The organism is Ruegeria sp. ANG10 (genome assembly GCF_040705255.1).
GTDB lineage: Bacteria > Pseudomonadota > Alphaproteobacteria > Rhodobacterales > Rhodobacteraceae > Ruegeria.
Map to the genome: position 1 here is coordinate 57,756 of NZ_JBFCVU010000002.1, position 22,961 is coordinate 80,716.

Sequence of the window (22,961 nt, forward strand, 5' to 3'; positions counted from 1 at the left end):
GTGCAACTGAAAATCCACCCGGATCGGCCAGCTTTTAGGCAAACAAATCATGCGCCAGTTCAAGGGCATCGACCAGCGTGTCGACCTCATCCTTGGTGTTGTACAGACCAAAGCTGGCGCGGCAGGTGGCGGTCACACCGAAGAAATCCATCAGTGGACCAGCGCAATGATGACCGGCCCGCACGGCTACGCCTTTTTTGTCGAGGATCGTCGACACGTCATGTGCATGCCCTGCCCCGTCCAGCGTAAAGCTGAAAATAGCGGCCTTGTCGGGACGTGTGCCTTGTACCTGTAGCCAGTTCAACCCAGTCAACCGCTGCATCGCATAGTCGCGAAGCGCGCCTTCGTGGGCGGCAATGTTCTCCATCCCCAGATCCATCATATAATCCAGCGCCACGCCCAAACCGATCGTCTGAACGATACCGGGAGTACCGGCTTCGAACTTCATTGGCGGGTCATTATAGATCACCTGATCTTTGCTGACCTCTTTGATCATGTCGCCGCCACCGATAAAGGGGCGCATCTCGGCCATGCGTTCGGATTTGATATAGATCGCGCCCGAACCGGACGGGCCATACAGCTTGTGCCCGGTGATCGCATAAAAGTCGCAGCCGATATCCGACACATTGACCGGCATATGCACGGCACCCTGGCTGCCGTCGACCAGCACCGGAACGCCTTTGGCATGCGCACCTTCGGTAATGGCTTTAACATCCACCACCGTTCCCAGCACGTTCGAGCATTGCGTGACCGCGACCAGCTTGGTCTTGGGACCGATTGCATCGATCACGGCCTGCGGGTCCAGCCCGCCATCCGCATCGATATCGACCCACTTCAGAACAACTCCCTGCCGTTCGCGCAGGAAATGCCAGGGAACGATGTTGGCGTGATGCTCCATAACGCTAAGGACAATCTCGTCCCCGGCCTGAAGGCGCGGCATCGCCCAGCCATAGGCCACAAGGTTGATCCCTTCGGTCGTGCCCGAGTTCAGGACGATTTCATTTTCATCCGCTGCCCCTAGGAACCGAGCGATGGTGCCGCGGACGGATTCGTATTTTTCGGTCGCGAGGTTGGACAGGTAATGCAGGCCACGATGCACATTCGCGTATTCTTCGGCATAGGCGCGGGTCACCGCGTCGATCACGACCTGAGGTTTCTGCGCAGAGGCACCATTGTCCAAATAAGTCAGCGGTTTGCCGTTTACCTCACGCGACAGAATCGGAAAGTCCGCACGGATTTTTTCTACGTCATACATGGTCTTCATATCCCTATACCGGGCCGCTGGGTGTTAAGGCGAGGACAAAGGGGGCTGCGATCAACGCAGACAGCACTATGACCCCAAAGGATTTCCAAAGCGTTCCGAACTTATGCGCTTCATTGAGGAAATGCAGCGTGACGTAAAGGCTCACCAACGCTGTGGCGAACAAAAACAGCACCATCAAAACCGGAACGAAGATGGCCAGCACAAGCGTTACGAACATCGCCGCGCTTTGCAGGAACTGTAACCAGACCGTCAGCGTCATGATCTCGTCGAATGACGCACGCCCGCCCAGCAAACGCCCGACGAACAGGAACGCTGCAATGCTGAACATCATTAGGGCGGCCGAGCGGATAAGGCTCATGAAAATCGGTTCGGGTGTAGGAACATTCAGGCCTTCCGGCGAAGGAACCAGATGTTCGATCCCGAACTGCACCAGCCCATTCAGAACAACGGCCAAACAAAACGCCAGCCACAAAACTTCGCGCCCGGCGCGAAAGGACAACAGATGCCGGGCCGCTTCAGCCGGGTTGACCAGCGTCAAGACCGCAATGTTACCTAGGGTCGAGAAATTCATTCCGCCTGCCTTTGTGTTTGTCTCAAGCCCGCCAGCCAGAACCAGATAAACACGCCAAACCAGGCTGCCCCTACCAGGGTTAACGCAGGTCCTGGCCCGATGAGACCGGCCACCAGACCGTTCAACAACACCAATGGTGTCGACGACAGTAAGGCCCAAAACAAAGCCAGACGGGCACCATAAGCCGTACCGCGACCGCCAACCAAACGAGCGGCCCCGTATGATACGAACGCAAGAAGGTAAAACAGCAACGGCAGTATGAAAACAGTCCCTAGCAAAGCCGCGGCCATCAGCGCGTTCAGCTCAAGCCCTTCCAAATGCGCCCGCCGCGCGAGGCCGGGAAGCTGTGCGATGAAAGCCACCACGCAAAACCCCATGACAAAGACCAAGGCCCTGTCTTCCCTCTGCCCCAAATCCAGAAGCCGACGCACGACGCGCCCCGGCCCCCGGTAAGTGGCTACGATATCCGATGTGACTGGCATCAGCTGCGGCGCGCCAGCCAATCTTCCAAACGGTTCACGATCTTTTCAGCGACTTCGCTGTCTTCGATCTCGTCCACCGCTTCGGCCAGAAAAGCCAGTGTCAGCATGTTGGTGGCATCCTTGACCGGAACACCGCGCGAGCGCAGGTAGAACAGAGCCGTCTCATCAATCGCGCCCGAGGTCGAGCCGTGTGAACAGGCCACATCATCGGCATAGATCTCAAGCTCGGGCTTGGCGAGGAACTGGCTGTCATCGTCTAGCAGAAGGGACTGACTGATCTGATAGCCATCGGTTTTCTGCGCACCTTCTTTCACAAGGATCTTGCCCTGGAAGACGCCGGTCGCACCGTTGCGCAGAACCTTCTTGAACACCTGACGGCTTTCGCAGTTCACCGCGTCATGGGTGATAAACACTGTGTCGTCATGGTGAAAATCACCGTCTCCGACACACGCACCTGCCACATGGGCAACCGCATCATCTCCGGTCAGTTCCACGACCTGCTCATTGCGGGTCAGAACGCCGTTTGCGGTCAAGGTAAATGACTTATAGGTCGATTCCGTTCCCAGACGGGCGAACATATGAGTCATTGCCCGACGTTCATGATCGCGACCTTGCGCGCGCACATGATGCAGCGTCCCATTGTCGGCGATGTCGATCTCCATCACCTTGTTAAAGCGCGACGCGGCCGGACCAACCTCAAGCACAGTTACTTCGGCATCGGGTTCGACACGGATCACGTGATGCAGCATCGCGTCCGATGTTTCCGAGGCATGGCGATACATCAGGCAGATCGGCTTGGACGGTTTGCCTGTCACATGGATGGCAACGCCATCTTTGGCAAAGGCTGTGTTCAACGCAGCCAGCGGACGCGGCACCGGGGTCTGGCCACGGCTCTCTAACGCGCCATACAGCTCTTTGGCCCAGTGAATGTCCTTGCCGCAGATATCCTCGATCCGGTCGATCGTCACACCTTCAAGTGTCAGATCATCGGATTCCTCGGGGCTGAATACTCCGTCGACGAAGACAATTTTCAAGTTGTCCATGTCTTCAAAAATCATGGGCTCACCCGCGTCGAAAACCTCGGCCCGCGGTGCTTGAGCCGAGATCAGCGTGTCGGGGCGTGTGTACTTCCAGTACTCATCGCGACGACCAGGCAGACCCATTTCGCGCACACGCGCAAGTGCATCCTCGCGTGCGGCACGGGTACAACCACACATCTCGGGCATGGCCAGGGATGCCAGCCGCTCCTCGGTTGCGGTTAGTTTCTCTTGCGGCAAAGCCATCAGTTCACCTCGGCCAGAATGTCGGCATAGCCGTTATGTTCAACTTCCAACGCCAGCTCGGGTCCGCCGGTCTTCACGATACGACCGTCGGCCATGATGTGTACGACATCCGGTTTGATGTGATCCAGCAACCGCTGATAGTGGGTGATGACCAGAAAGCTCCGACCTTCGTCGCGCAGCGCGTTCACCCCTTGGGACACCAGCTTCATCGCATCCACGTCGAGACCCGAGTCGGTTTCGTCCATGATGCACATCTTGGGTTCCAGCATGGCCATCTGCAGGATTTCGTTACGCTTTTTCTCACCGCCTGAGAAACCAACATTGACCGGACGCTTGAGCATATCGGCATCGATTTTCAGCGTCTTGGCCTTGGCGCGCACTTCTTTAAGGAAATCTGCCGCTGACAACTCCTCTTCTCCGCGCGCTTTGCGTTGTGCATTCACAGCAGTACGCAGGAAGGTCATATTGCCAACGCCCGGAATTTCGACCGGATACTGAAACGCCAGAAAAACACCAGCGGCAGCACGCTCTTCTGGCTCCATGTCCAGCAGGTCTTCGCCTTCCAACGTCGCCGTACCTTCGGTGACTTCATAGCCGTCACGTCCTGACAGCACATAGCTGAGCGTCGATTTTCCCGAACCGTTCGGCCCCATGATCGCGTGTACCTTGCCAGGCTCGACCGTCAGGTCCACACCCTTGAGGATTTGCTTGTCTTCGTCTTCAAGCTGTACGTGCAGGTTCTTGATTTCCAGCATGATTTTTCCTCTTTTCGCGCCAGTTTGATTGCCTGCCGCCTTGTTTGAATTTTGGTTTCTACCTGATGGCTATGCAGACTTAGCGACCTCTGCCGGTCCCTCGCTGGGTTTGATCAGGAAGTTTTCGTTAACGCGGTAGCGCCTGAACTGGTCGACCACCTCATAACCATTGGTCGCGATCAGTTCGTGGAATTCGGTGGCATTCTTGTCATCCACTTCGACAAAAATCACAGGGCGATTTTGTCCCAAACTGGGTAAAAGACTTTCCAGAACGGCGATTTCCATACCCTCGACGTCAATCTTTATAAAGTCGAATGAGCGGTCTTTAACCAATTCTGCAGCCGGGACAACGGGAATAGACCCTTGTTGCTCAATCAGTTTACCCCCACCCAAATTCCTGGCGTTCCACGACACACCAAGGTCCGAGCGTGCCTCGTTCGAAACACCGTACCCAACCCAGTTGAAATCAACCTTACTTTCCATCCCATTCAAGTGGAGGTTGCTAACCAAAATCTCGGCAGCCACAGGATTGGGTTCAACAGGAACTACTAGAGACGCGTGAAGGAACAGCGCCAAGTACAGGCTGTGGTTCCCCACATTTGCGCCGATATCCAAAAAACTGCCGCCAACAGGGAAGTGTTCTGAAATCATCCCAAGCTCTTCGACTTCGTAGAACGCACCCCCAAAGTGACATTTTTGTATCGTATCTTTTGGATTGATCACGGAAAAAAAGACTGTTCGGTCATGAACCCGAGCCCGAACCACCTGCCCCGCTGTAGCTCTAAAAACGCCAGAGCGTCTGGAGCTTCTAACCCATCTTTTGAAATCTGCAGCTGTTTCCACAAGGAATGACCTTTTAGAGTTGCCGATAGTCAAGCTCGACCGGTCAACCGACCGAGCCCTCCAATGAGATCGCAACAAGCTGCTGCGCTTCCATGGCGAACTCCATCGGCAACGCCTGCAGCACGTCCTTGCAGAACCCGTTGACGACCAAGGCCACGGCTTCTTCCTCGTCCATACCGCGCTGGCGGCAGTAAAACAGCTGATCGTCGTCCACCTTGGACGTGGTCGCCTCGTGTTCCACACGGCTCGAGTTGTTCTTGACCTCGATGTACGGAACCGTATGAGCGCCGCATTTGTCACCGATTAGCAGGCTGTCACACTGCGTATAGTTCCGGCTGTCCTTCGCCTTGGGGTGCATCGAAACCAGCCCGCGATAGGTGTTCTGCGCCTTGCCCGCGCTGATGCCCTTGGACACGATGCGCGACTTTGTGTTCTTGCCCAGGTGAATCATCTTGGTGCCGGTGTCGGCCTGCTGATAATTGTTGGCAATTGCGATCGAATAGAACTCACCCTGGCTTTCATTGCCACGCAGGATGCAGGACGGGTATTTCCAGGTTACGGCCGAGCCGGTTTCGACCTGAGTCCACATCACCTTGGACCGGTCGCCCCGGCAATCCGCCCGCTTGGTCACAAAGTTATAGATACCGCCCTTGCCGTTTTCATCACCGGGGAACCAATTCTGAACGGTCGAGTATTTAACTTCAGCATCTTCTTCGACGATGATCTCAACCACAGCGGCATGCAACTGCGCGGTATCACGCTGGGGCGCGGTGCAGCCTTCCAGATAGGACACATATGATCCCTTATCGGCGATGATCAGCGTGCGTTCGAACTGACCAGTGTTTTCGGCGTTAATGCGGAAATAGGTGCTCAGCTCCATCGGGCAGCGAACACCCGGCGGGATATAGACGAACGAACCGTCCGAGAACACGGCCGAGTTCAGCGTGGCATAGAAGTTGTCCGACACCGGAACCACGGTGCCCAAGTATTTCTTGACCAGTTCAGGGTGATCCTTGATCGCTTCAGAGATCGAACAGAAGATCACACCGACCTTGGCAAGTTCATCCTTGAAGGTCGTACCTACAGAGACCGAGTCAAATACCGCGTCCACAGCGACCTTACGGCCCTCGGCAGGCGCATTCTCAGCGCCCTCGACGCCGGCCAAAATCATCTGTTCTTTAAGCGGAATGCCCAGCTTTTCATAGGTGGCCAGCAGTTTGGGGTCGACCTCGTCCAGCGATTTTGGCTTTTCTTCCATCGACTTGGGACGGGCATAGTAATACTGGTCCTGAAAGTCGATCGGCGGGTAATGTACCATCGCCCAAGTCGGCTCTTCCATCTTGGTCCAGCGTTCAAAGGCCGACAGACGCCATTCGGTCATCCATTCGGGCTCTTCGTTTTTCTCTGAAATCAGACGGACGATATCCGGGTTCACACCTTTGGGCGCGTACTCCATCTCGATATCGGTATCCCAGCCGTATTTATAAGTGCCAGCCTCACGCACCGCGTCCACGGTTTCCTGATCGACACCTTCTTTTACCTGGGTCTGGTCCAAAGCGGCCATTTCCTTCACTCCGTCAGATCACGCGGCACGCGCGCGATGCTTTTTCTCTTTTTCAAGCCACATTTCGGCGAAACGCAGCACATCTTCTTTCGTCGTAAAAGGTCCCAGCGAAACGCGTATTGCGCTGGCTGCCGTGACCTCATCATACCCCATTGCCGTGAGGACCGCGCTGGCGCGCACCTTGCCACTGGAACAGGCAGAACCCGCGCTAATGGCAAACCCCGCCAGGTCCATTTGCATGACCTGCGTTTCGCCTTTCCATCTTGGGGTGGCAAAACACAGCGTGTTAGGCAGGCGATCCTGATCCTTCCCGACAAAAATAGTCAATTTAGAACTGGCCTCAAGGGCATTTTCTAGAATATTTCTAATTTCTTTGACCCGGTCCCAAACCCCATTGGCAAGATCCTGTGCAGCGGCTTCTGCTGCAGCCCCGAAGCCCGCGATTCCAATGACATTTTCGGTTCCTGACCGGCGCCCCATTTCCTGACCGCCGCCTTGGATTTGGGCAGGCAAATCCGTGCCGCGTTTCATCACAACAGCGCCAACACCCTTGGGCCCACCCAGTTTATGCGCCGAGATCAGCGCCATCTGGGCACCCAGCCAGTTGAACGCCACGGGCAGCTTTCCAAAAGCCTGCGTCGCATCGGTTACGGCAAGCCCCGCAGGCAGAGCCTGCACGATACCAGTTTCCGAATTCGCCAACTGCAAAGTCGATTGAGCAGGATCAGAGACCTGAACGCGGCCAGAGGCGTCCGTCACCAAATCTTCTGTAATCCAGGACCTTACCGCGTCATGCTCAACAGCAGATCCATGCAGGCCACGCCCGCGTAACGTCAGCGCCGCCCCCTCGGTGGAACCTGACGTGAACACGATATCCGCCCCATCCGCACCAAAGGCCGCCGCGATTTGCGCCCGCGCCTTCTCGATCAGGGCTTTGGCGGCACGTCCTTCGGCATGCACCGAAGACGGGTTGCCGCAAACCTCCATCGCCGCGATCATCGCCTCTCGAGCCTCGGGGCGCAAAGGTGTCGTGGCATTATGATCCAGGTAAACACGACTCATGGAGTCACCTTTTCACGAATGCGAAGTGGTATCGCGTTTTCATAGACCAAGTGCATAACCTTACTCGTCCACCACAGCGAACAGGCTCGGCACCGCAGGGCACGGGGCCAGATCATTCCTGATCACGTCCGACAGTCGGGTTTGATGCAGAAAAACATAAACATGGGCGCTTAGCCCTTCCCACAAACGGTTGCTTAGCGATTGCGCCCGGCTTCCTGATGACGCGCCCGACGCCCCTGCGCCTTTTTGCAGCGCATCCACCGTTTCGTCCACCGCCGACAGAATCTCGACCACGCGAATTTCCGAAGGCGACCGCGACAACCGATACCCGCCCCCCGGTCCGCGCACCGATGAGACCAGATCGGCCCGACGTAATTTCACGAACAATTGCTCAAGATACGGCAGTGAGATGTCCTGCCGCTCCGAAATCTCACTCAGCGTTACAAGCATATCTGTCGGTTGCAGGGCGATATCGGCCATCGCAACCATCGCGTAGCGACCCTTGGTCGAAAGCTTCATTCTCGTCCCCTTTTGGTCGATACCGCGCGAAAACATTGACGCCGCCGCTGCCAGTGCGTATCTCCGACGGGCAGCGCCTTGCGCAATGCAAAATTATTAGAACCGTTCTAAGGTGCCCGACGATAACCGTCAAGTATATCCCGGCACCAAGAAGAAAAAGACAGGACCAAAGCACACATGCCCGAGGTGATTTTTCCCGGACCCGAAGGCCGCCTGGAAGGCCGCTACCACCCGCAAAAGGAAAAAGACGCACCGATCGCCATCGTGCTTCATCCGCATCCTCAATTTGGCGGGACCATGAACAACAAGGTGGTCTACAACCTGCACTATGCGTTCTACAACATGGGCTTTACCGTTTTGCGGTTCAATTTCCGTGGCGTGGGTCGCAGCCAGGGCGAATACGACCAGGGCGTTGGAGAGTTGAGCGATGCAGCCTCGGCGCTGGATTACCTGCAGTCGATGAACAACAACTCGAAACACTGCTGGGTTGCGGGTTTCTCATTTGGTGCATGGATCGGGATGCAGCTGTTGATGCGCCGCCCGGAAATCACAGGCTTTATCAGTGTATCGCCACCGGCAAACATGTACGACTTTTCGTTCCTGGCGCCCTGCCCGTCTTCGGGCCTGATCATCAACGGATCAGCCGACCGCGTAGCACCGCCAGCAGACACCACCTCGCTGGTGAACAAACTGCACGAACAAAAGGGAATAACCATCACTCATAACGAGGTTGATGGCGCCGATCACTTCTTCCAGGATCGTCACATGGATACGCTGATGACCGATGTCAGCGACTATGTGAAACGCCGCCTAACTGAGAACACACGCTGATGTCCGACACCATCACCACCCTTGCCGCCAAGCTGGCCGAGGACACGATGAAAGTGATGGATGAAACCGGCGACGACCGCTTCTTTGTTGAGGTGGGCGAAGAACTGGGGGCGTCCTCGCAAACTTTGGAGGAAGCCTTTCTGACGGAAATTCGCGTGCGGCTGGCAGAGCGTAAAGCCCGCAAGTTCGTAATCCAGAGGCTCTCGGAACACCGCTCCAAACTGAAAGCGATCGAAAAACAATGAATAGCAGACTGTCCGCGCAAATCGATTTTCTCAAACGCGTGGACAGCCTGAAATCGGTTGATCGCGCCAATTTTCTTCTGGATCAGTCCCGCGCTGAAAATGCAGCTGAACATAGCTGGCAACTCGCGCTTTGGGCGCTGGTTATGCAACCCTTGGCTGATGAAGGCGTCAGCATTGATCGGGTCATCCGCATGCTGTTGCTGCACGATCTGGTCGAGATCATCGTTGGCGATCACCCGATCCACCTGCAAACCGATTGGCAAGCCGTCGAACGGGCCGAGCAAGCCGCTGCGTCTGACTTGTTCGGTCTTTTGCCTGCAGATCAAGCCGATGCCTGTTTGGCACTGTGGCAGGAGTTTGAAGCCGATCAGACCCAAGACGCCAGATTCGCGAAATCCCTTGATCGCTGCCAGCCGATGTTTCAGGTCCTCTGCGCCGCGGCCCCGCGGGCGGATCACAAAGCTATTGTTCAGGACAACCTAAACGGAGGGCGCGCCGCCTATCTAAAGACCGAATTTCCAGACGCCTATACCGCAGCGCAAAGCCTGCTGAACGGAGATACCCCAAGAGAGACCCCATTTTCAGCTCGCCTTGGATTTCTTGCCGAAAGCGACCAACTGAAATCCGTCTACCGGGCCTCGCGCCTGCTCAGCGGTGAGCGGTTCGAGAATTCAGCCGAGCATTCATGGCACATCATGCTGTACGCGTGGATTTTGTCCGAATACGCGGCCCCCGACGTTTCCATTGACCGCATCTTACAAATGCTATTGCTGCATGATGTTGTTGAGATCGACGCCGGGGATAACCCCATTCATGGTCAGGTCGACCACGCGGCCCAAGAAGCCGAAGAGCAAGCCGCAGCACAGCGCCTGTTTGGAATGCTGCCCAATGATCAAAAGGCGGCCTTTCTGTCTCTGTGGCGTGAGTTTGAGGCAGCCGACAGCCCCGATGCCCAGTTTGCCAAGGCGGTTGACCGTTTTCAGGCGCCGGTCGGAAACCTTGCAACAGGCGGCGGGTCATGGGTGGATTATGACGTCACTTATGCGCAGATCGAAACCCGTGTCGGCACTCCGGTCAAACGCGGCGCACCCGACTTGTGGGCGTGGCTGCAACCCCAGCTAGACGCCTATTTCGCCGCCACGGCCACGACTTAGAAAAAGGAAAAGAGGCACAATGGCCTCTTTTTCCCCTGTTTCGGCAGGCGCTCAAACCTGAAAACTATCTAACCGTTCAACAAACTTGGCCGCGTTTTTGTCGACGGACCCCCCGCCAGCAAGCCACCCAAGCGCCACGATCAAAGCCGAAACAAATACTATTATCCCTGCAAATTTCGTCATGCGTCTTAACCCAAAAAACAAAAAACGTTAAAAAACAACGCGTTTTTAACATGACCTATGGTCAAAAAATAGTCAGGTTATCCATACTTCCCAAATGGTCGGCGTTTCTGCCGTTACGTCATCACGCAAGCCGGGAATCCCAGATTTTGCTTGCTCGCTTTGCTGTTTTCATGCTCAACCTCGCAAAACATTTGTCGAGATACCTACCGTGCCTAAAGCCTATCTGATCTTGTTGCTGGCGGTCATCGCAGAGACCATTGGCACGACCTCTTTGCAAGCCAGCCAACAGTTCAGTCGTTTCTGGCCCTCCGTTCTGGTGGTTGTCAGCTATGGCATTGCTTTTTACCTGCTGGGCCTGACGCTAAAATTCATGCCGGTCGGAATTGTCTATGCGATCTGGTCCGGGCTTGGCATCTTTCTGATCGCGATCATCGGCTTTATTGTTTTCGGACAAAGGCTGGACTGGCCCGCCGTCGTTGGATTGATAATGATTTTGGCGGGAATCCTGATCATTCACCTGTTTTCCAAGACAGCCGGTCACTGATCGCCGGTTAGGGCTGGTCTATTTGGTCAAACCGCGCTATGCGCGCGGCAACTTCCCGTTCAAAGGCTGACCTCTCATGGACCTGCGCAATATCGCAATCATCGCTCACGTGGACCACGGCAAAACGACCCTGGTGGATGAGCTGCTTAAACAATCCGGTGCGTTCCGGGAAAATCAAGCTGTGGCTGAACGCGCCATGGACAGCAACGATCTTGAACGTGAGCGTGGCATAACCATTCTGGCCAAAGCCACCAGTGTCGAATGGAAAGGCACACGCATCAATATCGTCGACACCCCCGGCCACGCCGATTTCGGTGGCGAGGTTGAGCGGATTCTCAGCATGGTCGACGGCGTTGTATTGCTGGTCGATGCCGCCGAAGGCCCGATGCCACAGACCAAGTTTGTGACCTCCAAGGCGCTTGCGCTGGGACTGCGCCCGATCGTCGTTTTGAACAAGGTCGACAAGCCCGACGCCGAACCCGACCGCGCGCTGGACGAATGTTTCGACCTGTTCGCCAACCTTGGCGCTGATGATGACCAACTGGACTTCCCGGCCATGTACGCCTCAGGTCGTTCTGGTTGGGCGGATATGGAACTGGACGGACCGCGCAAGGACCTGACCGCGCTGTTCGACCTGATCGTCGATCACGTCCCTGCCCCGCAACAGGCCGAACGCAAGGACGAACCGTTCCGCATGCTGGCCACGACGCTGGGCAGCGATCCGTTCATTGGCCGCATCCTCACCGGTCGCGTTGAAAGCGGTACGCTGAAGGCGGGTGACAGCCTCAAGGCGCTGTCCCGCGATGGCACCCTGATCGAGAACTTCCGCGCGTCGAAAATCCTGGCGTTTCGTGGCCTCGCGCAACAACCCATCGACGTGGCCGAAGCTGGGGACATCGTTACCATCGCAGGGATGAGCAAAGCCACTGTTGCGGATTCGTTGGTATCCCCGCAGGTCGAAGAAGCCCTGCCCGCCCAGCCCATCGATCCACCGACCATCACTGTGACCTTTGGCATCAACGATTCCCCTCTGGCAGGTCGTGACGGCAAAAAGGTCCAATCCCGCGTTATTCGTGACCGCCTGATGAAAGAGGCCGAATCCAACGTCGCCATCCGCATCACCGATACCCCCGGGGGCGAGGCGTTTGAGGTCGCGGGTCGTGGCGAATTGCAAATGGGCGTTCTTATCGAGAATATGCGCCGTGAAGGCTTCGAACTCAGCATTTCGCGCCCGCAGGTTTTGTTCCGTGAGGAAGAAGGCCAGCGTCTGGAACCCATCGAAGAAGTCACCATCGACGTGGATGATGAATTCTCGGGCTCGGTGATCGAAAAGATCACCGGTGCACGCAAAGGTGAATTGGCCGAAATGCGCCCCGCCGGTGCAGGCAAAACCCGGATCATCGCACACGTCCCTTCACGCGGGTTGATCGGGTATCATGGCGAGTTCCTGACAGACACACGTGGCACCGGCGTTCTGAACCGCGTGTTCCACGGCTGGGCCGCGCACAAGGGCCCGATCCCGGGTCGTCGCGCAGGCGTTCTGATCTCGATGGAGAAGGGTCAGGCCGTGGCTTATGCCCTGTGGAACTTGGAGGAGCGCGGCCGCATGTTCGTTGCCCCGCAAACTGACGTTTATCAGGGCATGGTTATCGGTGAGCATTCGCGCGACAATGATCTGGAAGTGAACCCTCTCAAGGGTAAAAAGCTGACCAACGTCCGCGCAAGCGGTTCTGACGATGCCGTACGGCTTACGCCCCACGTTCAGTTCTCGCTGGAAGAGGCGATTGCTTATATCGACGATGATGAATTGGTTGAGGTCACCCCAAACGCTGTTCGTCTACGCAAACGCTTTCTGGACCCGCATGAACGCAAGCGTATGGCGAAGTCCGCCTGAGTCTCCCTTAAGTATAGTTGTCGCAATGGCAACAATGCCACACATCTGACAAATTTGTGCGCGCATGAACTGCGAAAATATACGAAAAGCCCGCCGTTTTGGCGGGCTTTCTCTTTGTTTTAAGTGTATTTTTTTTGCGTAAAATTTGTTCCTAAAATTAATTCAAATTAAACACCCCTTGTAAATGTGACCCAAAATGGGTGTAATTGTGGTTGAAGTATGGCACAATTGATGTACCAAAACGTAAAGCACAAACTGTAGTGCAATAGTGTTAGTAACGAGTTCTGAAGGAGCGGCGCCATGCGCGTGAAATCCCATTTATTATCTTTTGTATTTGTCTCAGCAACTTTACCGTTCATCACCGCCAGCGCGGCTCAGGCGGAAAGATGCGACATCAAAACAGCCCGACAATCGGTATCGCCCGAAACACTGTGCGATTGCACAGTCGTCGATACGCGCATGTTGCGCTACATCCAGCGCAGAGCTGATTTCGAGGACATTCTGGCCGGTACGCTTGAAAGTTGTCCGGCATTCGCAGCTGTCCTGACTGATTTGCCAACGGCGTCCACGGCTGCATCCGATCGCGATAGTGATAGCGATACCTTTGGCGATTCAGGCAGCGGTGATAGCGGCGGCGGTAGCAGCGACGACGGCGGCGCAAGCCCTTCGCCCACTAGCGGCGGCGGCGGCGGTGGCGGCAACAACGGCGGCGGTGGCAATAACGGCGGCGGTGGCGGTGGCAACAACGGCGGCGGCGGCGGTGGCAACAACGGCGGCGGTGGCAACAACGGTAATGGCAACGGCGGCAACAACGGCGGCGGTGGCAATTCCGGCAACGGCAACGGCGGCAACAACGGCGGCGGTGGCAATTCCGGCAACGGCAACGGCGGCAATAATGGCGGCGGTGGCAATTCCGGCAACGGCAACGGCGGCAACAATGGCGACGGTGGCAATTCCGGCAACGGCAACGGCGGCAATAATGGCGGCGGTGGCAACTCCGGCAACGGCAACGGCGGCAACAATGGCGGCGGTGGTAATTCCGGTAATGGCAACGGCGGCAATAACGGCGACGGTGGCAATTCCGGTAATGGCAACGGCGGCAATAACGGCGACGGTGGCAATTCCGGTAATGGCAACGGCGGCAATAACGGTGGGCCAGGCAATGGGAACGGGAACGCCGGAAACAGCGGTAATGGCGGCGGCAACAACGGTGGCTCAGGACCGGGCACCGGTAATGGCGGCAGCAATAACGGCCAAGGTGGCGGCGGCGGCGGCAACGGTAATGGCGGCAGCACAGGCGGCGCATCTGGTGGAAACGCTGGCGGTCCCGGCAGTGGTGGAACGTTTTAACCGAACAGCTGCATCTGACTTGCGTCCTAAGATGCTGAATGAATGGTCAGACCAGGCTAAAACCTATGGAATGCACAAAGGGCGACCTCCGGGCCGCCCTTTTTACCCTCAAGCCTGAGGGGAAATGGAAAAAGTCTCAGCTACGACCGTAAACGCCGACCCAACCGCTGGGTTTCCTGGGGTTTTGCATGCGAAGGAACAGATATTGCGTGGCGGCCCACGGTTTGATCTGATTGGTTAGGTTATCCAAAACCAAGTCCCCGGCTGCCGAGCGATAAACAAGCACGGCATGTGAATTGCGCTTTGCATCTAATACAGTCGCGATCAGCAATTTACTGGGATCAACCCCGGCCCGAATTAAGTCACGCTTCTTAAGCAGCGCAAAATCTTCGCAATCTCCGCCACGAGAGGTCGGCAACGCCCACCTTTCCGCAGTCCGATATTGCGACCGATCCGTTACCGCGCGTGTCGTCGCATTCACCTGACGATTTACGTGCTGAATGATCTGCATCTCTTTCTGGCTGGACATGGATACAGTTGCTTTGGTCGAACACGCCCATCTGTATTGACGGCACAGTTGCCGAGCGCCTGACGGCGGCGGCGACACGGCTGCAATCTGGATAAAGCGTCCCTCGGTTGCTTGTGCATCGGTGCCAACACCCAAAGTTCCTAACGCCAATGCGGATACAGCAACCAGTCGACCAATTGATGAGGTCAACCGTGCAGATACATCTCTGAGTTCATTGCTCAACAGCTTCATGCCTGTTCCTCGACCATTATTCATCCTCGTAATTGCGGACAAACAGGACCGTAGATCGTTTAGCTTAACTATCAGTAGACGGGGCCGTTTGCGCAATCTGAGGTGAAGTTGCAAGGAAAAAGAGGCGGAAATTCGTTCCGCATTTTGACCATTTCAGGCAAGAATTGTGAGGACTCGGCCACAATCCAAAAGTTACGTAAGGTTAACTCAACACAACTTACTTAAAGCAAATAGCTGTAATATATAGCAATATTGTAATATCAAAAAAGCCAGGCTGCTCATAAAGCTACCTGGCTTTTCCATTGGCTAAATTCCGCCTACACAACCAGAAGTTGGCCTAACTTTGACAGTCGAATTCTATTCAGTGGTCTCGACAATCAGCAATTCACGTTCACTAGCCCCGCGTGCATGGTCCAGCGCCTGTTGATATTCGGGTGAATTGTAGCATTCCACTGCGGCCTCGACCGAGGGGAAACGGGCAACAACATTGCGTGGGCGCTCTTTCCCTTCAAGCTGCACATACCGTCCAGCACGTGCGATGAACGAGCCCCCGTGCTTGGCAAGCGCCGGTCCTGCCAGTTCAGCATATTTGCCGTAGGCCTCGTTGTCTGTCACGGTCACGTGGGCAATCCAAAGTGCCGGCATTTTATCCTCCCAAAACTTGTTCTGCGGCTTTGATTGCCGCTTCTGAATTTGACGCATCCCGGCCACCGCCCTGCGCCATGTCCGGGCGTCCGCCGCCACCCTTGCCACCCAGTTCGACCACTGCAGCCCGTACCAAATCAACGGCTGAAACCTTGTCGGTCAGGTCCGATGTTACACCAGCAGCCACGGCAGCCTTGCCACCGGCATCCGCAATCAACAGCACCGCGCCCGAGCCCAGACGGCTTTTGTGTTCGTCGATCAGTGCAGGTAGATCCTTACCTGAAACCCCGCTTAATGCCTGCGCCAGGAAAGGCACACCGTTCACGTCACGTGCTTCGGCTCCGCCGCCCTGCCCTGCACCACCGGCCATCGCCAGATCACGGCGCAACTGAGCAACCTCGTTTTGCAAAGCTTTGCGTTCATCCAGCAGAGACTTGACCCGGGTGACCACATCATCCGGCTGCGCTTTCAATTCCGAAGCAATCTGACCCAGCCGCTGATCTTGCGCGGACAGATGCCGGAACGCCTCATCCCCGGTCAGCGCCTCGATCCGGCGCACACCGGCACTGCTGGCACTGTCACCCAGTACAACAAACGTGCCGATATCACCGGTCTGACGCACATGCGTGCCCCCACACAGTTCGATGGACCAAGTATCGCCGTCATGACCCTTGCCTGTCTGAGCTTTGCCCATCGACACAACCCGGACTTCGTCACCGTATTTCTCACCAAACAGCGCCTGCGCACCCAGTTCGCGCGCATCGTCGGGCGTCATGATCCGTGTTTCAACAGTCGAGTTTTGGCGGATGAATTCATTCACCTCACGTTCAACCTTTTGAATCTCATCAGGGCTGAGCGCCTTGGAATGGCTGAAATCGAAACGCAGCCGGTCTGAGGCATTCAGCGAACCGCGCTGTGCCACGTGATCACCCAGCGTTTCGCGAAGCGCCTCGTGCAGCAAGTGCGTGGCCGAATGGTTGGCCCGGATCCCTGTTCGACGGGCATGATCAACCTCAAGCTCAACAGCATCGCCCTTCGACAAAGTACCTTGGCTTACCGTGACCCGATGCGCATAAACCTTACCTTCTGCAAACTTGCGCGTGTCTTCGACCTGCGCCACGTCTTGCAGGTTCTCAAGACGCCGAATTTCCCCGGTGTCACCAACCTGACCACCAGCTTCGCCATAGAATGGCGTCTGGTTCACGACAACCCAACCCGAGCCACCCTTTTCAATCTTGTCGACCAAAGCGCCATCAACCACCAGAGCAGCCACCTGCCCTTCGGCTTTTTCGGTGTCGTAACCCAGAAAATCGGTGGCGCCCGCTGCGTCCAGAACGTCAAACCAAACCGCCTGATCTGCGGACTCGCCCGATCCCGCCCAAGCGGCACGTGCCTTGGCTTTCTGCTCGGCCATGGCCGCATCGAACCCGTCCGTATCCACTGTCCGGCCTTTTTCCCGCAATGCATCTTGCGTCAAATCCAAAGGAAAACCGTAAGTGTCATAAAGCTTGAACGCTGATTCACCCGACAATGCACTGCCTTCAGGCAGGCCAGAGACCTCATCATCCAACAACTTCAAACCGCGATCCAACGTCTGTTTAAAGCGTGTTTCTTCCAGCAGCAGCGTCTCTTCGATCAGGGCCTGCGCTTGACCCAACTCGGTATATTGCGCGCCCATCAGTTGCACCAGCGCCGGCACGAGGCGGTGCATGACTGGATCTTTCGCCCCCAGCAAATGCGCGTGACGCATGGCACGGCGCATGATCCGCCGCAGGACGTAGCCTCGCCCGTCATTCGACGGCATCACACCATCTGCGATCAGGAACGACGTCGAACGCAGATGGTCTGCTATCACCCGGTGATGGACATTCTGATCACCATAAGGATCAACGCCCGTGGCATCCGCCGACGCCTCGATCAGGGTTTTGAACAGATCGGTGTCATAGTTGTCATGGCTTCCCTGCAGCAGCGCCCCAATCCGCTCCAACCCCATGCCCGTGTCGATCGACTGCATGTCCAGTTCAACCATCGAGCCGTCTTCGAACTGCTCGTTCTGCATGAAAACGATGTTCCAGATTTCAATGAACCGATCGCCGTCTTCCTCGGCCGATCCCGGAGGACCACCCCAGATGTGATCGCCGTGATCATAGAAAATCTCGGTACACGGACCGCACGGGCCGGTGGGGCCCATCTGCCAGAAGTTGTCATTGGTGGCGATACGGATGATCCGGTCTTCGGGAACACCGACCTTCTTCCAGATTTCAAACGCCTCATCATCGGTGTGATAGACAGTGGTCAGCAGACGGTTTTTGTCGACGCCGAATTCCTTAGTAATCAACTCCCAGGCAAACGGGATCGCGTCGTTCTTGAAATAATCACCGAACGAGAAATTCCCCAGCATCTCAAAGAACGTGTGGTGCCGTGCGGTATAGCCCACATTGTCCAGATCGTTGTGCTTGCCGCCCGCGCGCACACATTTCTGAGCGGTGGTCGCACGCTGATAATCGCGGGTTTCCACACCGGTAAACAGGTTTTTGAACTGCACCATCCCCGAGTTCACGAACATCAGCGTCGGGTCGTTGCGCGGGACCAGAGGGCTGGACGGCACCACTTCGTGCCCCTGTTTGTCAAAGTAGTTCAGAAAGGTTGATCGGATATCATTCAGCGTGGGCATAAGGCTCTCTCGGCGCGCAATCATATTGTGTCAAAACGGGTTTATCCCTGTCCCTGCGGATAGTCCACAGCGTTGGACTCGCAGAACGAAACAAGGCGGCCCCAATGGACCGCCTTGTTTCGGATTTTCTAAGCACTGGCAGTGTGACGCGGAATTTTTCCGTTCCCGTCAGCGATCGTTTACGCCTCGAGGATATCATCATCCTCAGTCGCGCCGGGCGGCATGTCAAAATCCAGACCATGTGCTGCGCGAATCTTGTCTTCAATCTCAAGCGCGGCACGGTTGTTGTCGCGCAGGTATTGCTTCGCATTCTCACGCCCCTGCCCGATCCGTTCGTCGCCATAGCTGAACCACGAGCCTGACTTCTCGACCACGCCGGCCTTGACACCCAGATCCAGCAATTCGCCCATCTTGCTGATGCCTTCGCCATACATGATGTCGAATTCCACCTGCTTGAAGGGCGGCGCCACCTTGTTCTTGACGACCTTGACGCGGGTCTGGTTGCCCACAACCTCATCGCGATCCTTGATTGCACCGATGCGGCGGATATCCAGCCGGACCGAGCTGTAGAATTTCAACGCGTTACCACCGGTCGTGGTTTCCGGGCTGCCGAACATCACACCGATTTTCATCCGAATCTGGTTGATAAAGATCACCATGCAGTTCGAACGGCTGATCGAGCCAGTCAGTTTGCGCATCGCCTGGCTCATCAGACGGGCCTGAACGCCGACATTGCTGTCGCCCATGTCGCCTTCCAACTCGGATTTCGGCGTCAGCGCCGCAACCGAGTCGACGACAACCATGTTCACCGCCCCCGAGCGTACCAGTGTATCGGTAATCTCAAGCGCCTGTTCGCCGGTGTCGGGCTGCGAGATCAGCAGCTCATCCAGATCAACGCCCAATTTACGCGCATACTGCGGGTCCAGCGCATGTTCCGCGTCAACAAAGGCGCAAACACCGCCACGCTTTTGCTGTTCGGCAATGCAGTGCAACGTCAGCGTCGTCTTACCCGAGCTTTCCGGCCCGTAAATCTCGACAATCCGCCCCATCGGCAGGCCACCAATCCCCAAAGCAATGTCCAGACCCAGAGAACCGGTCGAACTGGCCTCAATGTCCTGCTTGGAATCCTCGCCCAGCTTCATGATCGAGCCCTTGCCGAACTGGCGTTCGATCTGGGCCAACGCGCTGTCGAGCGCCTTTTGCTTATCTGCGTTTTTCTTGTCGCTCATCGTCAGAAGATCCGCCATTGTCCTGTCGCCTTCCCTTTTGTCACACCCTTGAACGGGCGGCAATCGCTGCTTTGTTCGCCTCTTGTTCCTTATGGGACCAAAAAGAGAACATTTCAACTAAAACTTACAATACTTACTGTTGGGCAATTGTGTTAAAGAGTCGTTTACGCCAATCTGCACCTGTAACAAAGATCGGCAAAAGGCAATTAAATGCTTGTTTTCTATAAGGAACGCTTGGCGTTTCTGGCTGTTCCAAAGACTGGCAGCACCGCCTATCACTCAGCCCTGCGCGAGCGCGCCGATTTTGTCGTAACCGGTCCACCAGATCTGAAACACGCTCCTGTGCGGCGCTATGACCGCTTTTTTCAGAACATTTTTCGGAAAATGTATGGCACCGAAATGGAGATCATGGCCGTCGTACGTGAACCGATCGACTGGTTGGGCAGTTGGTACCGTTTCCGCAGCCGCGATGACCGGATCGGGCATCCACATTCAACCCGCGACATGTCCTTTGACGAGTTCGTACAAGCCTATATGAAATCTCCGCGCCCCGATTTCGCGGATGTGGGCAGCCAAAGTCAGTTTTTTCGAACCCGAAGCAACGGTTTTGGTGCAAGCCATGTCTTCAAATACGAAAATCAGGATAAGATTTTGAACTTCCTTCAGGATCGTCTGAACATGGAGATTAACCTGAAGCAGGAAAACGTCTCACCCCAATGTGAGCTTGTCCTGTCACTGGAAACCGAGCGAAAATTTCGAAAACACCACGACGCTGAGTTCGTCTGCCACGACGCCGCACTTTGATGTGGTCAGTTAATCTGTTGAAACACCGCTTCGGTCAGCTCATTTAGTGAGAATGGTTTCGGCAAGAAGGCCGAGTGTGCGATTTCCGGCCCGGAATCACCAAAAGCCCCTTCGGTATAGCCGGACATGAAGATCACCCGTACATCCGGGCGCGTTTTCATCGCCTGACGCACCCAGGTTGGCCCATCCATACCGGGCATGACCACGTCGGTGACAAAAACATCGACATTCAACGCCCCATCCTCGAGCAAGCGCAGCGCCTCTTCTGCCGAACCGGCCTCAAGCACGGTATAGCCCTTCAAGCGTAATGCACGTGTTGCAAAGGCACGCACAGGGGCTTCGTCTTCAACCAACAGCACGACACCCTCACCTTGCCGAGCGCTTTGCGTTTCGACTGCGGGCAACGCCTCTTGCTGAACCTCCTGAGGCGCGGCGGACACCGGAAGGTAGACGATGAATTCTGTTCCATGCCCCGGAAGGCTGTCGACAAAAATGAACCCGCCCGTTTGCTTGACGATTCCATAGACCGTGGACAAGCCCAACCCCGTGCCTTCACCAGTGCGTTTGGTCGTATAGAACGGCTCAAATACCTTTTGCAGCTTGTCTGCCGGGATACCGGTGCCGCTGTCGATTACCTTGACGGTCACGTATTCGCCCGGCTGAACCGTGGCACGGTCGCGTGTGAAGGGTTGGCTCAGCACGACCACCTCAGTCTCAATCCGAATCTCGCCGCCATCCGGCATGGCGTCGCGCGCGTTCACAACCAGATTCATCAGCACCTGCTCAAGCTGCCGCTTATCTGCCCGGACGGGTTTCAGAACCGGATCATGGCTGAGGATCAGACGCACTTTTTCGCCCACCAACCGGTTCAGCAGGTGGATGAGATCCGAGATCGTATCGCGCAGGTCCAACACCTCGGGCTGCAAGGTTTGTTTGCGCGAAAACGCCAGCAGCTGACTGACCAGAGCCGCAGCCCTGTTGGCATTCTGGTTGATCTGAACCAGATCGCCGTAGTTCGGATCATTTTGGTCGTGCCGCAAAAGCAGCAAGTCACAATGCCCGGAAATGGCCGTCAGCAAATTGTTGAAATCATGGGCAACGCCACCGGCCAGCTGGCCCACCGCCTGCATTTTCTGCCCCTGCACGAACTGTGCCTCAAGCGTTTTGAGTTCGGTAGCGTCATTCAACACCGCAATCAGGCAGACCTGCCCGTTGTTCACCACCCGGTTCAAAGTGACCTGAACAAAAATCTCCTTGTCCTGGCGGGTTAGACGCAGAAACTCGGACCGCATCGTGGGTTCTTGTGCAGCGGTTCGCCCCAACCAATCCAAGATTGGATGCCCCAACCCTTGCATGATCTGATCGACATTGGTTTCATCGGGCTCGATGTCACCGATCAACTTTACCGCCAGCCGGTTGGCCTCGAGAATACGACCATCGGGGGCAAGACGCATGATCGGCACCGGCAGATCGGCAAAGGACGTGCCACTGCTGGCTTGCCGGTCCTGCGCCACAGGCAAGACAAGAAGGTTTCGCACAGTGCCGGACCGACCCAGTTCGCAAACAATGGCTGAAACCGCACCCCTTGTTGTCTGAACCTGTACAATTTCACCTAGCGTAAGGGAATCGCTCGTGAACACTTCGTTCAGCGCATCCGGCCTTTGCCCCAACATATGCGCCGCTGCGTCATTCACCCGGAGCAAAGTGCCGTTGCGCCCTTCGGTCAGGACCGGGATTTTGACCTCGTCCCACTGCCCTGGTGTGTCCAGATGAAAGCGCCAGCAAAACCGACCTTGACCAACGTTGAACACTGAAACCGGGATCGTCGACCCAACGGTCACAATGTCTTCGCGGGCTTTGCCATAAATTTCAGCCGACGACTGCAGTCTTAGCAAAATAGCCGGAGGGTTCGCGAACAGGGATTTCAGGCATTGCTCCAACCGACTGCCAGGGAAGGCTTTAAACTGCGCGCGCGCCTCGGGGTTGGCGGCCAAAATATCGCCCTGGGCGTTCGCAATCACGCAAGGAAACAGATCTTGCTCTGCGAAAACGGCCATGGTTTTTACCGCCTGCTGCGCCAGATAATCCGTGATCTTCCCTCGTAGAACCACCAGAAACGAAGCGGCCAAAAAGGATACGCCTGCAACCATGAACCCAGTGTGCCAAACGTCGGGCAACAGCCCTGCAACCGGCGCCAGACTTAGAAGCGCACCGATGACGACCAAAGAGGCAAGTCGCAGGCCGGATGGGGTTTTGTGGTAAGACGGATCGGCGAAAACTTCCGTAGTGTCAGTCATAAACAACT

21 protein-coding genes are annotated in these 22,961 nt (G+C 56.1%); 7 read left to right on the forward strand and 14 right to left on the reverse strand.

The features are described 5' to 3' along the window. Nucleotides 1-34: 34 nt before the first annotated feature. From AB1A64_RS04335 to AB1A64_RS04375, 9 genes are all read right to left on the reverse strand, one after another. The gene (locus tag AB1A64_RS04335; protein ID WP_170358520.1) at nt 35-1,255 is read right to left on the reverse strand and encodes a cysteine desulfurase; all 1,221 of its coding nucleotides are present in this window, start codon (nt 1,253-1,255) and stop codon (nt 35-37) included. 13 nt (nt 1,256-1,268) lie between these two features. Next, nucleotides 1,269-1,835, reverse strand: a complete 567-nt coding sequence (locus tag AB1A64_RS04340) for a YIP1 family protein (RefSeq protein ID WP_366550304.1) — start codon at nt 1,833-1,835, stop codon at nt 1,269-1,271. Then, nucleotides 1,832-2,317: a YIP1 family protein gene (locus AB1A64_RS04345; RefSeq protein WP_170348747.1), complete on the reverse strand. Its 486-nt coding sequence runs from the start codon at nt 2,315-2,317 to the stop codon at nt 1,832-1,834. Before AB1A64_RS04345 ends, AB1A64_RS04340 begins: the two co-directional genes overlap by 4 nt. After that, nucleotides 2,317-3,600 carry a Fe-S cluster assembly protein SufD gene (gene sufD / locus AB1A64_RS04350; RefSeq protein ID WP_366550305.1) on the reverse strand — a complete coding sequence of 428 codons (1,284 nt, stop codon included), beginning with the start codon at nt 3,598-3,600 and terminating at the stop codon, nt 2,317-2,319. Before sufD ends, AB1A64_RS04345 begins: the two co-directional genes overlap by 1 nt. Further along, entirely contained in the window at nt 3,600-4,355 is a 756-nt protein-coding gene (gene sufC, locus AB1A64_RS04355) for a Fe-S cluster assembly ATPase SufC (RefSeq protein WP_366550306.1), read from the reverse strand. Before sufC ends, sufD begins: the two co-directional genes overlap by 1 nt. Nucleotides 4,356-4,424: 69 nt before the next feature. Beyond that, entirely contained in the window at nt 4,425-5,198 is a 774-nt protein-coding gene (locus AB1A64_RS04360) for an FkbM family methyltransferase (RefSeq protein ID WP_366550307.1), read from the reverse strand. 43 nt (nt 5,199-5,241) lie between these two features. Next, entirely contained in the window at nt 5,242-6,762 is a 1,521-nt protein-coding gene (gene sufB, locus AB1A64_RS04365) for a Fe-S cluster assembly protein SufB (RefSeq protein WP_366550308.1), read from the reverse strand. 18 nt (nt 6,763-6,780) lie between these two features. Continuing rightward, a complete protein-coding gene (locus AB1A64_RS04370; RefSeq protein ID WP_366550309.1) occupies nt 6,781-7,824 on the reverse strand; it encodes a cysteine desulfurase family protein in 1,044 nt (347 codons plus the stop codon). A gap of 60 nt (nt 7,825-7,884) precedes the next feature. Beyond that, nucleotides 7,885-8,343: an Rrf2 family transcriptional regulator gene (locus AB1A64_RS04375; RefSeq protein ID WP_366550310.1), complete on the reverse strand. Its 459-nt coding sequence runs from the start codon at nt 8,341-8,343 to the stop codon at nt 7,885-7,887. 177 nt (nt 8,344-8,520) lie between these two features. Between AB1A64_RS04375 and AB1A64_RS04380 the strand changes: the two genes are divergently transcribed. The 6 genes from AB1A64_RS04380 (at nt 8,521) to AB1A64_RS04405 (ending at nt 14,544) form a co-directional block, all read left to right on the forward strand. After that, nucleotides 8,521-9,174 carry an alpha/beta hydrolase gene (locus AB1A64_RS04380; RefSeq protein ID WP_170348754.1) on the forward strand — a complete coding sequence of 218 codons (654 nt, stop codon included), beginning with the start codon at nt 8,521-8,523 and terminating at the stop codon, nt 9,172-9,174. After that, nucleotides 9,174-9,419, forward strand: a complete 246-nt coding sequence (locus AB1A64_RS04385; RefSeq protein WP_058281238.1) for a hypothetical protein — start codon at nt 9,174-9,176, stop codon at nt 9,417-9,419. The genes AB1A64_RS04380 and AB1A64_RS04385 overlap by 1 nt, the downstream gene beginning before the upstream one ends. Beyond that, nucleotides 9,416-10,573: an HD domain-containing protein gene (locus AB1A64_RS04390; protein WP_366550311.1), complete on the forward strand. Its 1,158-nt coding sequence runs from the start codon at nt 9,416-9,418 to the stop codon at nt 10,571-10,573. Before AB1A64_RS04385 ends, AB1A64_RS04390 begins: the two co-directional genes overlap by 4 nt. A 391-nt stretch (nt 10,574-10,964) precedes the next feature. Beyond that, entirely contained in the window at nt 10,965-11,300 is a 336-nt protein-coding gene (locus tag AB1A64_RS04395) for an SMR family transporter (RefSeq protein ID WP_366550312.1), read from the forward strand. Nucleotides 11,301-11,376: 76 nt separating this feature from the next. After that, complete coding sequence (gene typA, locus AB1A64_RS04400; RefSeq protein ID WP_170348758.1) at nt 11,377-13,194, forward strand: translational GTPase TypA; 1,818 nt, start codon at nt 11,377-11,379, stop codon at nt 13,192-13,194. A gap of 300 nt (nt 13,195-13,494) precedes the next feature. Continuing rightward, nucleotides 13,495-14,544, forward strand: coding sequence for a hypothetical protein (locus AB1A64_RS04405; protein WP_366550313.1), 1,050 nt, complete (start codon nt 13,495-13,497; stop codon nt 14,542-14,544). A 136-nt stretch (nt 14,545-14,680) separates the two neighbouring features. On the opposite strand, the gene AB1A64_RS04410 is transcribed toward AB1A64_RS04405, so the two are convergent. From AB1A64_RS04410 to recA, 4 genes are all read right to left on the reverse strand, one after another. Next, nucleotides 14,681-15,304, reverse strand: a complete 624-nt coding sequence (locus AB1A64_RS04410; RefSeq protein ID WP_366550314.1) for a transglutaminase-like cysteine peptidase — start codon at nt 15,302-15,304, stop codon at nt 14,681-14,683. Between the two features lie 357 nt (nt 15,305-15,661). After that, nucleotides 15,662-15,949 carry a DUF1330 domain-containing protein gene (locus tag AB1A64_RS04415; RefSeq protein WP_170348761.1) on the reverse strand — a complete coding sequence of 96 codons (288 nt, stop codon included), beginning with the start codon at nt 15,947-15,949 and terminating at the stop codon, nt 15,662-15,664. A 1-nt stretch (nt 15,950) separates the two neighbouring features. Beyond that, nucleotides 15,951-18,623 (reverse strand): alanine--tRNA ligase, encoded by a 2,673-nt coding sequence (gene alaS, locus AB1A64_RS04420; protein WP_366550315.1) that lies wholly within the window; start codon nt 18,621-18,623, stop codon nt 15,951-15,953. A 179-nt stretch (nt 18,624-18,802) separates the two neighbouring features. Next, nucleotides 18,803-19,870 (reverse strand): recombinase RecA, encoded by a 1,068-nt coding sequence (recA, locus tag AB1A64_RS04425; protein WP_366550316.1) that lies wholly within the window; start codon nt 19,868-19,870, stop codon nt 18,803-18,805. A gap of 192 nt (nt 19,871-20,062) precedes the next feature. On the opposite strand from recA, the gene AB1A64_RS04430 reads away from it, so the two are divergent. Further along, nucleotides 20,063-20,656 (forward strand): sulfotransferase family 2 domain-containing protein, encoded by a 594-nt coding sequence (locus AB1A64_RS04430; protein WP_366550317.1) that lies wholly within the window; start codon nt 20,063-20,065, stop codon nt 20,654-20,656. 5 nt (nt 20,657-20,661) lie between these two features. Here the strand turns inward: AB1A64_RS04430 and AB1A64_RS04435 are convergent, their stop codons facing one another. Beyond that, entirely contained in the window at nt 20,662-22,953 is a 2,292-nt protein-coding gene (locus AB1A64_RS04435) for an ATP-binding protein (RefSeq protein ID WP_366550318.1), read from the reverse strand. Between the last annotated feature and the right edge of the window lie 8 nt (nt 22,954-22,961).

Bases quoted from the DNA above. Each gene is read 5' to 3' on its own strand.
- AB1A64_RS04345 (WP_170348747.1), bottom strand. From the start codon at position 2,317: ATGCCAGTCACATCGGATATCGTAGCCACTTACCGGGGGCCGGGGCGC.
- recA (WP_366550316.1), bottom strand. From the start codon at position 19,870: ATGGCGGATCTTCTGACGATGAGCGACAAGAAAAACGCAGATAAGCAA.
- AB1A64_RS04375 (WP_366550310.1), bottom strand. From the start codon at position 8,343: ATGAAGCTTTCGACCAAGGGTCGCTACGCGATGGTTGCGATGGCCGAT.
- sufD (WP_366550305.1), bottom strand. From the start codon at position 3,600: ATGGCTTTGCCGCAAGAGAAACTAACCGCAACCGAGGAGCGGCTGGCA.
- AB1A64_RS04370 (WP_366550309.1), bottom strand. From the start codon at position 7,824: ATGAGTCGTGTTTACCTGGATCATAATGCCACGACACCTTTGCGCCCC.
- AB1A64_RS04415 (WP_170348761.1), bottom strand. From the start codon at position 15,949: ATGCCGGCACTTTGGATTGCCCACGTGACCGTGACAGACAACGAGGCC.
- AB1A64_RS04405 (WP_366550313.1), top strand. From the start codon at position 13,495: ATGCGCGTGAAATCCCATTTATTATCTTTTGTATTTGTCTCAGCAACT.
- AB1A64_RS04340 (WP_366550304.1), bottom strand. From the start codon at position 1,835: ATGAATTTCTCGACCCTAGGTAACATTGCGGTCTTGACGCTGGTCAAC.
- sufC (WP_366550306.1), bottom strand. From the start codon at position 4,355: ATGCTGGAAATCAAGAACCTGCACGTACAGCTTGAAGACGAAGACAAG.
- AB1A64_RS04385 (WP_058281238.1), top strand. From the start codon at position 9,174: ATGTCCGACACCATCACCACCCTTGCCGCCAAGCTGGCCGAGGACACG.
- AB1A64_RS04380 (WP_170348754.1), top strand. From the start codon at position 8,521: ATGCCCGAGGTGATTTTTCCCGGACCCGAAGGCCGCCTGGAAGGCCGC.
- AB1A64_RS04390 (WP_366550311.1), top strand. From the start codon at position 9,416: ATGAATAGCAGACTGTCCGCGCAAATCGATTTTCTCAAACGCGTGGAC.
- alaS (WP_366550315.1), bottom strand. From the start codon at position 18,623: ATGCCCACGCTGAATGATATCCGATCAACCTTTCTGAACTACTTTGAC.
- AB1A64_RS04410 (WP_366550314.1), bottom strand. From the start codon at position 15,304: ATGAAGCTGTTGAGCAATGAACTCAGAGATGTATCTGCACGGTTGACC.
- typA (WP_170348758.1), top strand. From the start codon at position 11,377: ATGGACCTGCGCAATATCGCAATCATCGCTCACGTGGACCACGGCAAA.
- AB1A64_RS04430 (WP_366550317.1), top strand. From the start codon at position 20,063: ATGCTTGTTTTCTATAAGGAACGCTTGGCGTTTCTGGCTGTTCCAAAG.
- sufB (WP_366550308.1), bottom strand. From the start codon at position 6,762: ATGGCCGCTTTGGACCAGACCCAGGTAAAAGAAGGTGTCGATCAGGAA.
- AB1A64_RS04435 (WP_366550318.1), bottom strand. From the start codon at position 22,953: ATGACTGACACTACGGAAGTTTTCGCCGATCCGTCTTACCACAAAACC.
- AB1A64_RS04335 (WP_170358520.1), bottom strand. From the start codon at position 1,255: ATGTATGACGTAGAAAAAATCCGTGCGGACTTTCCGATTCTGTCGCGT.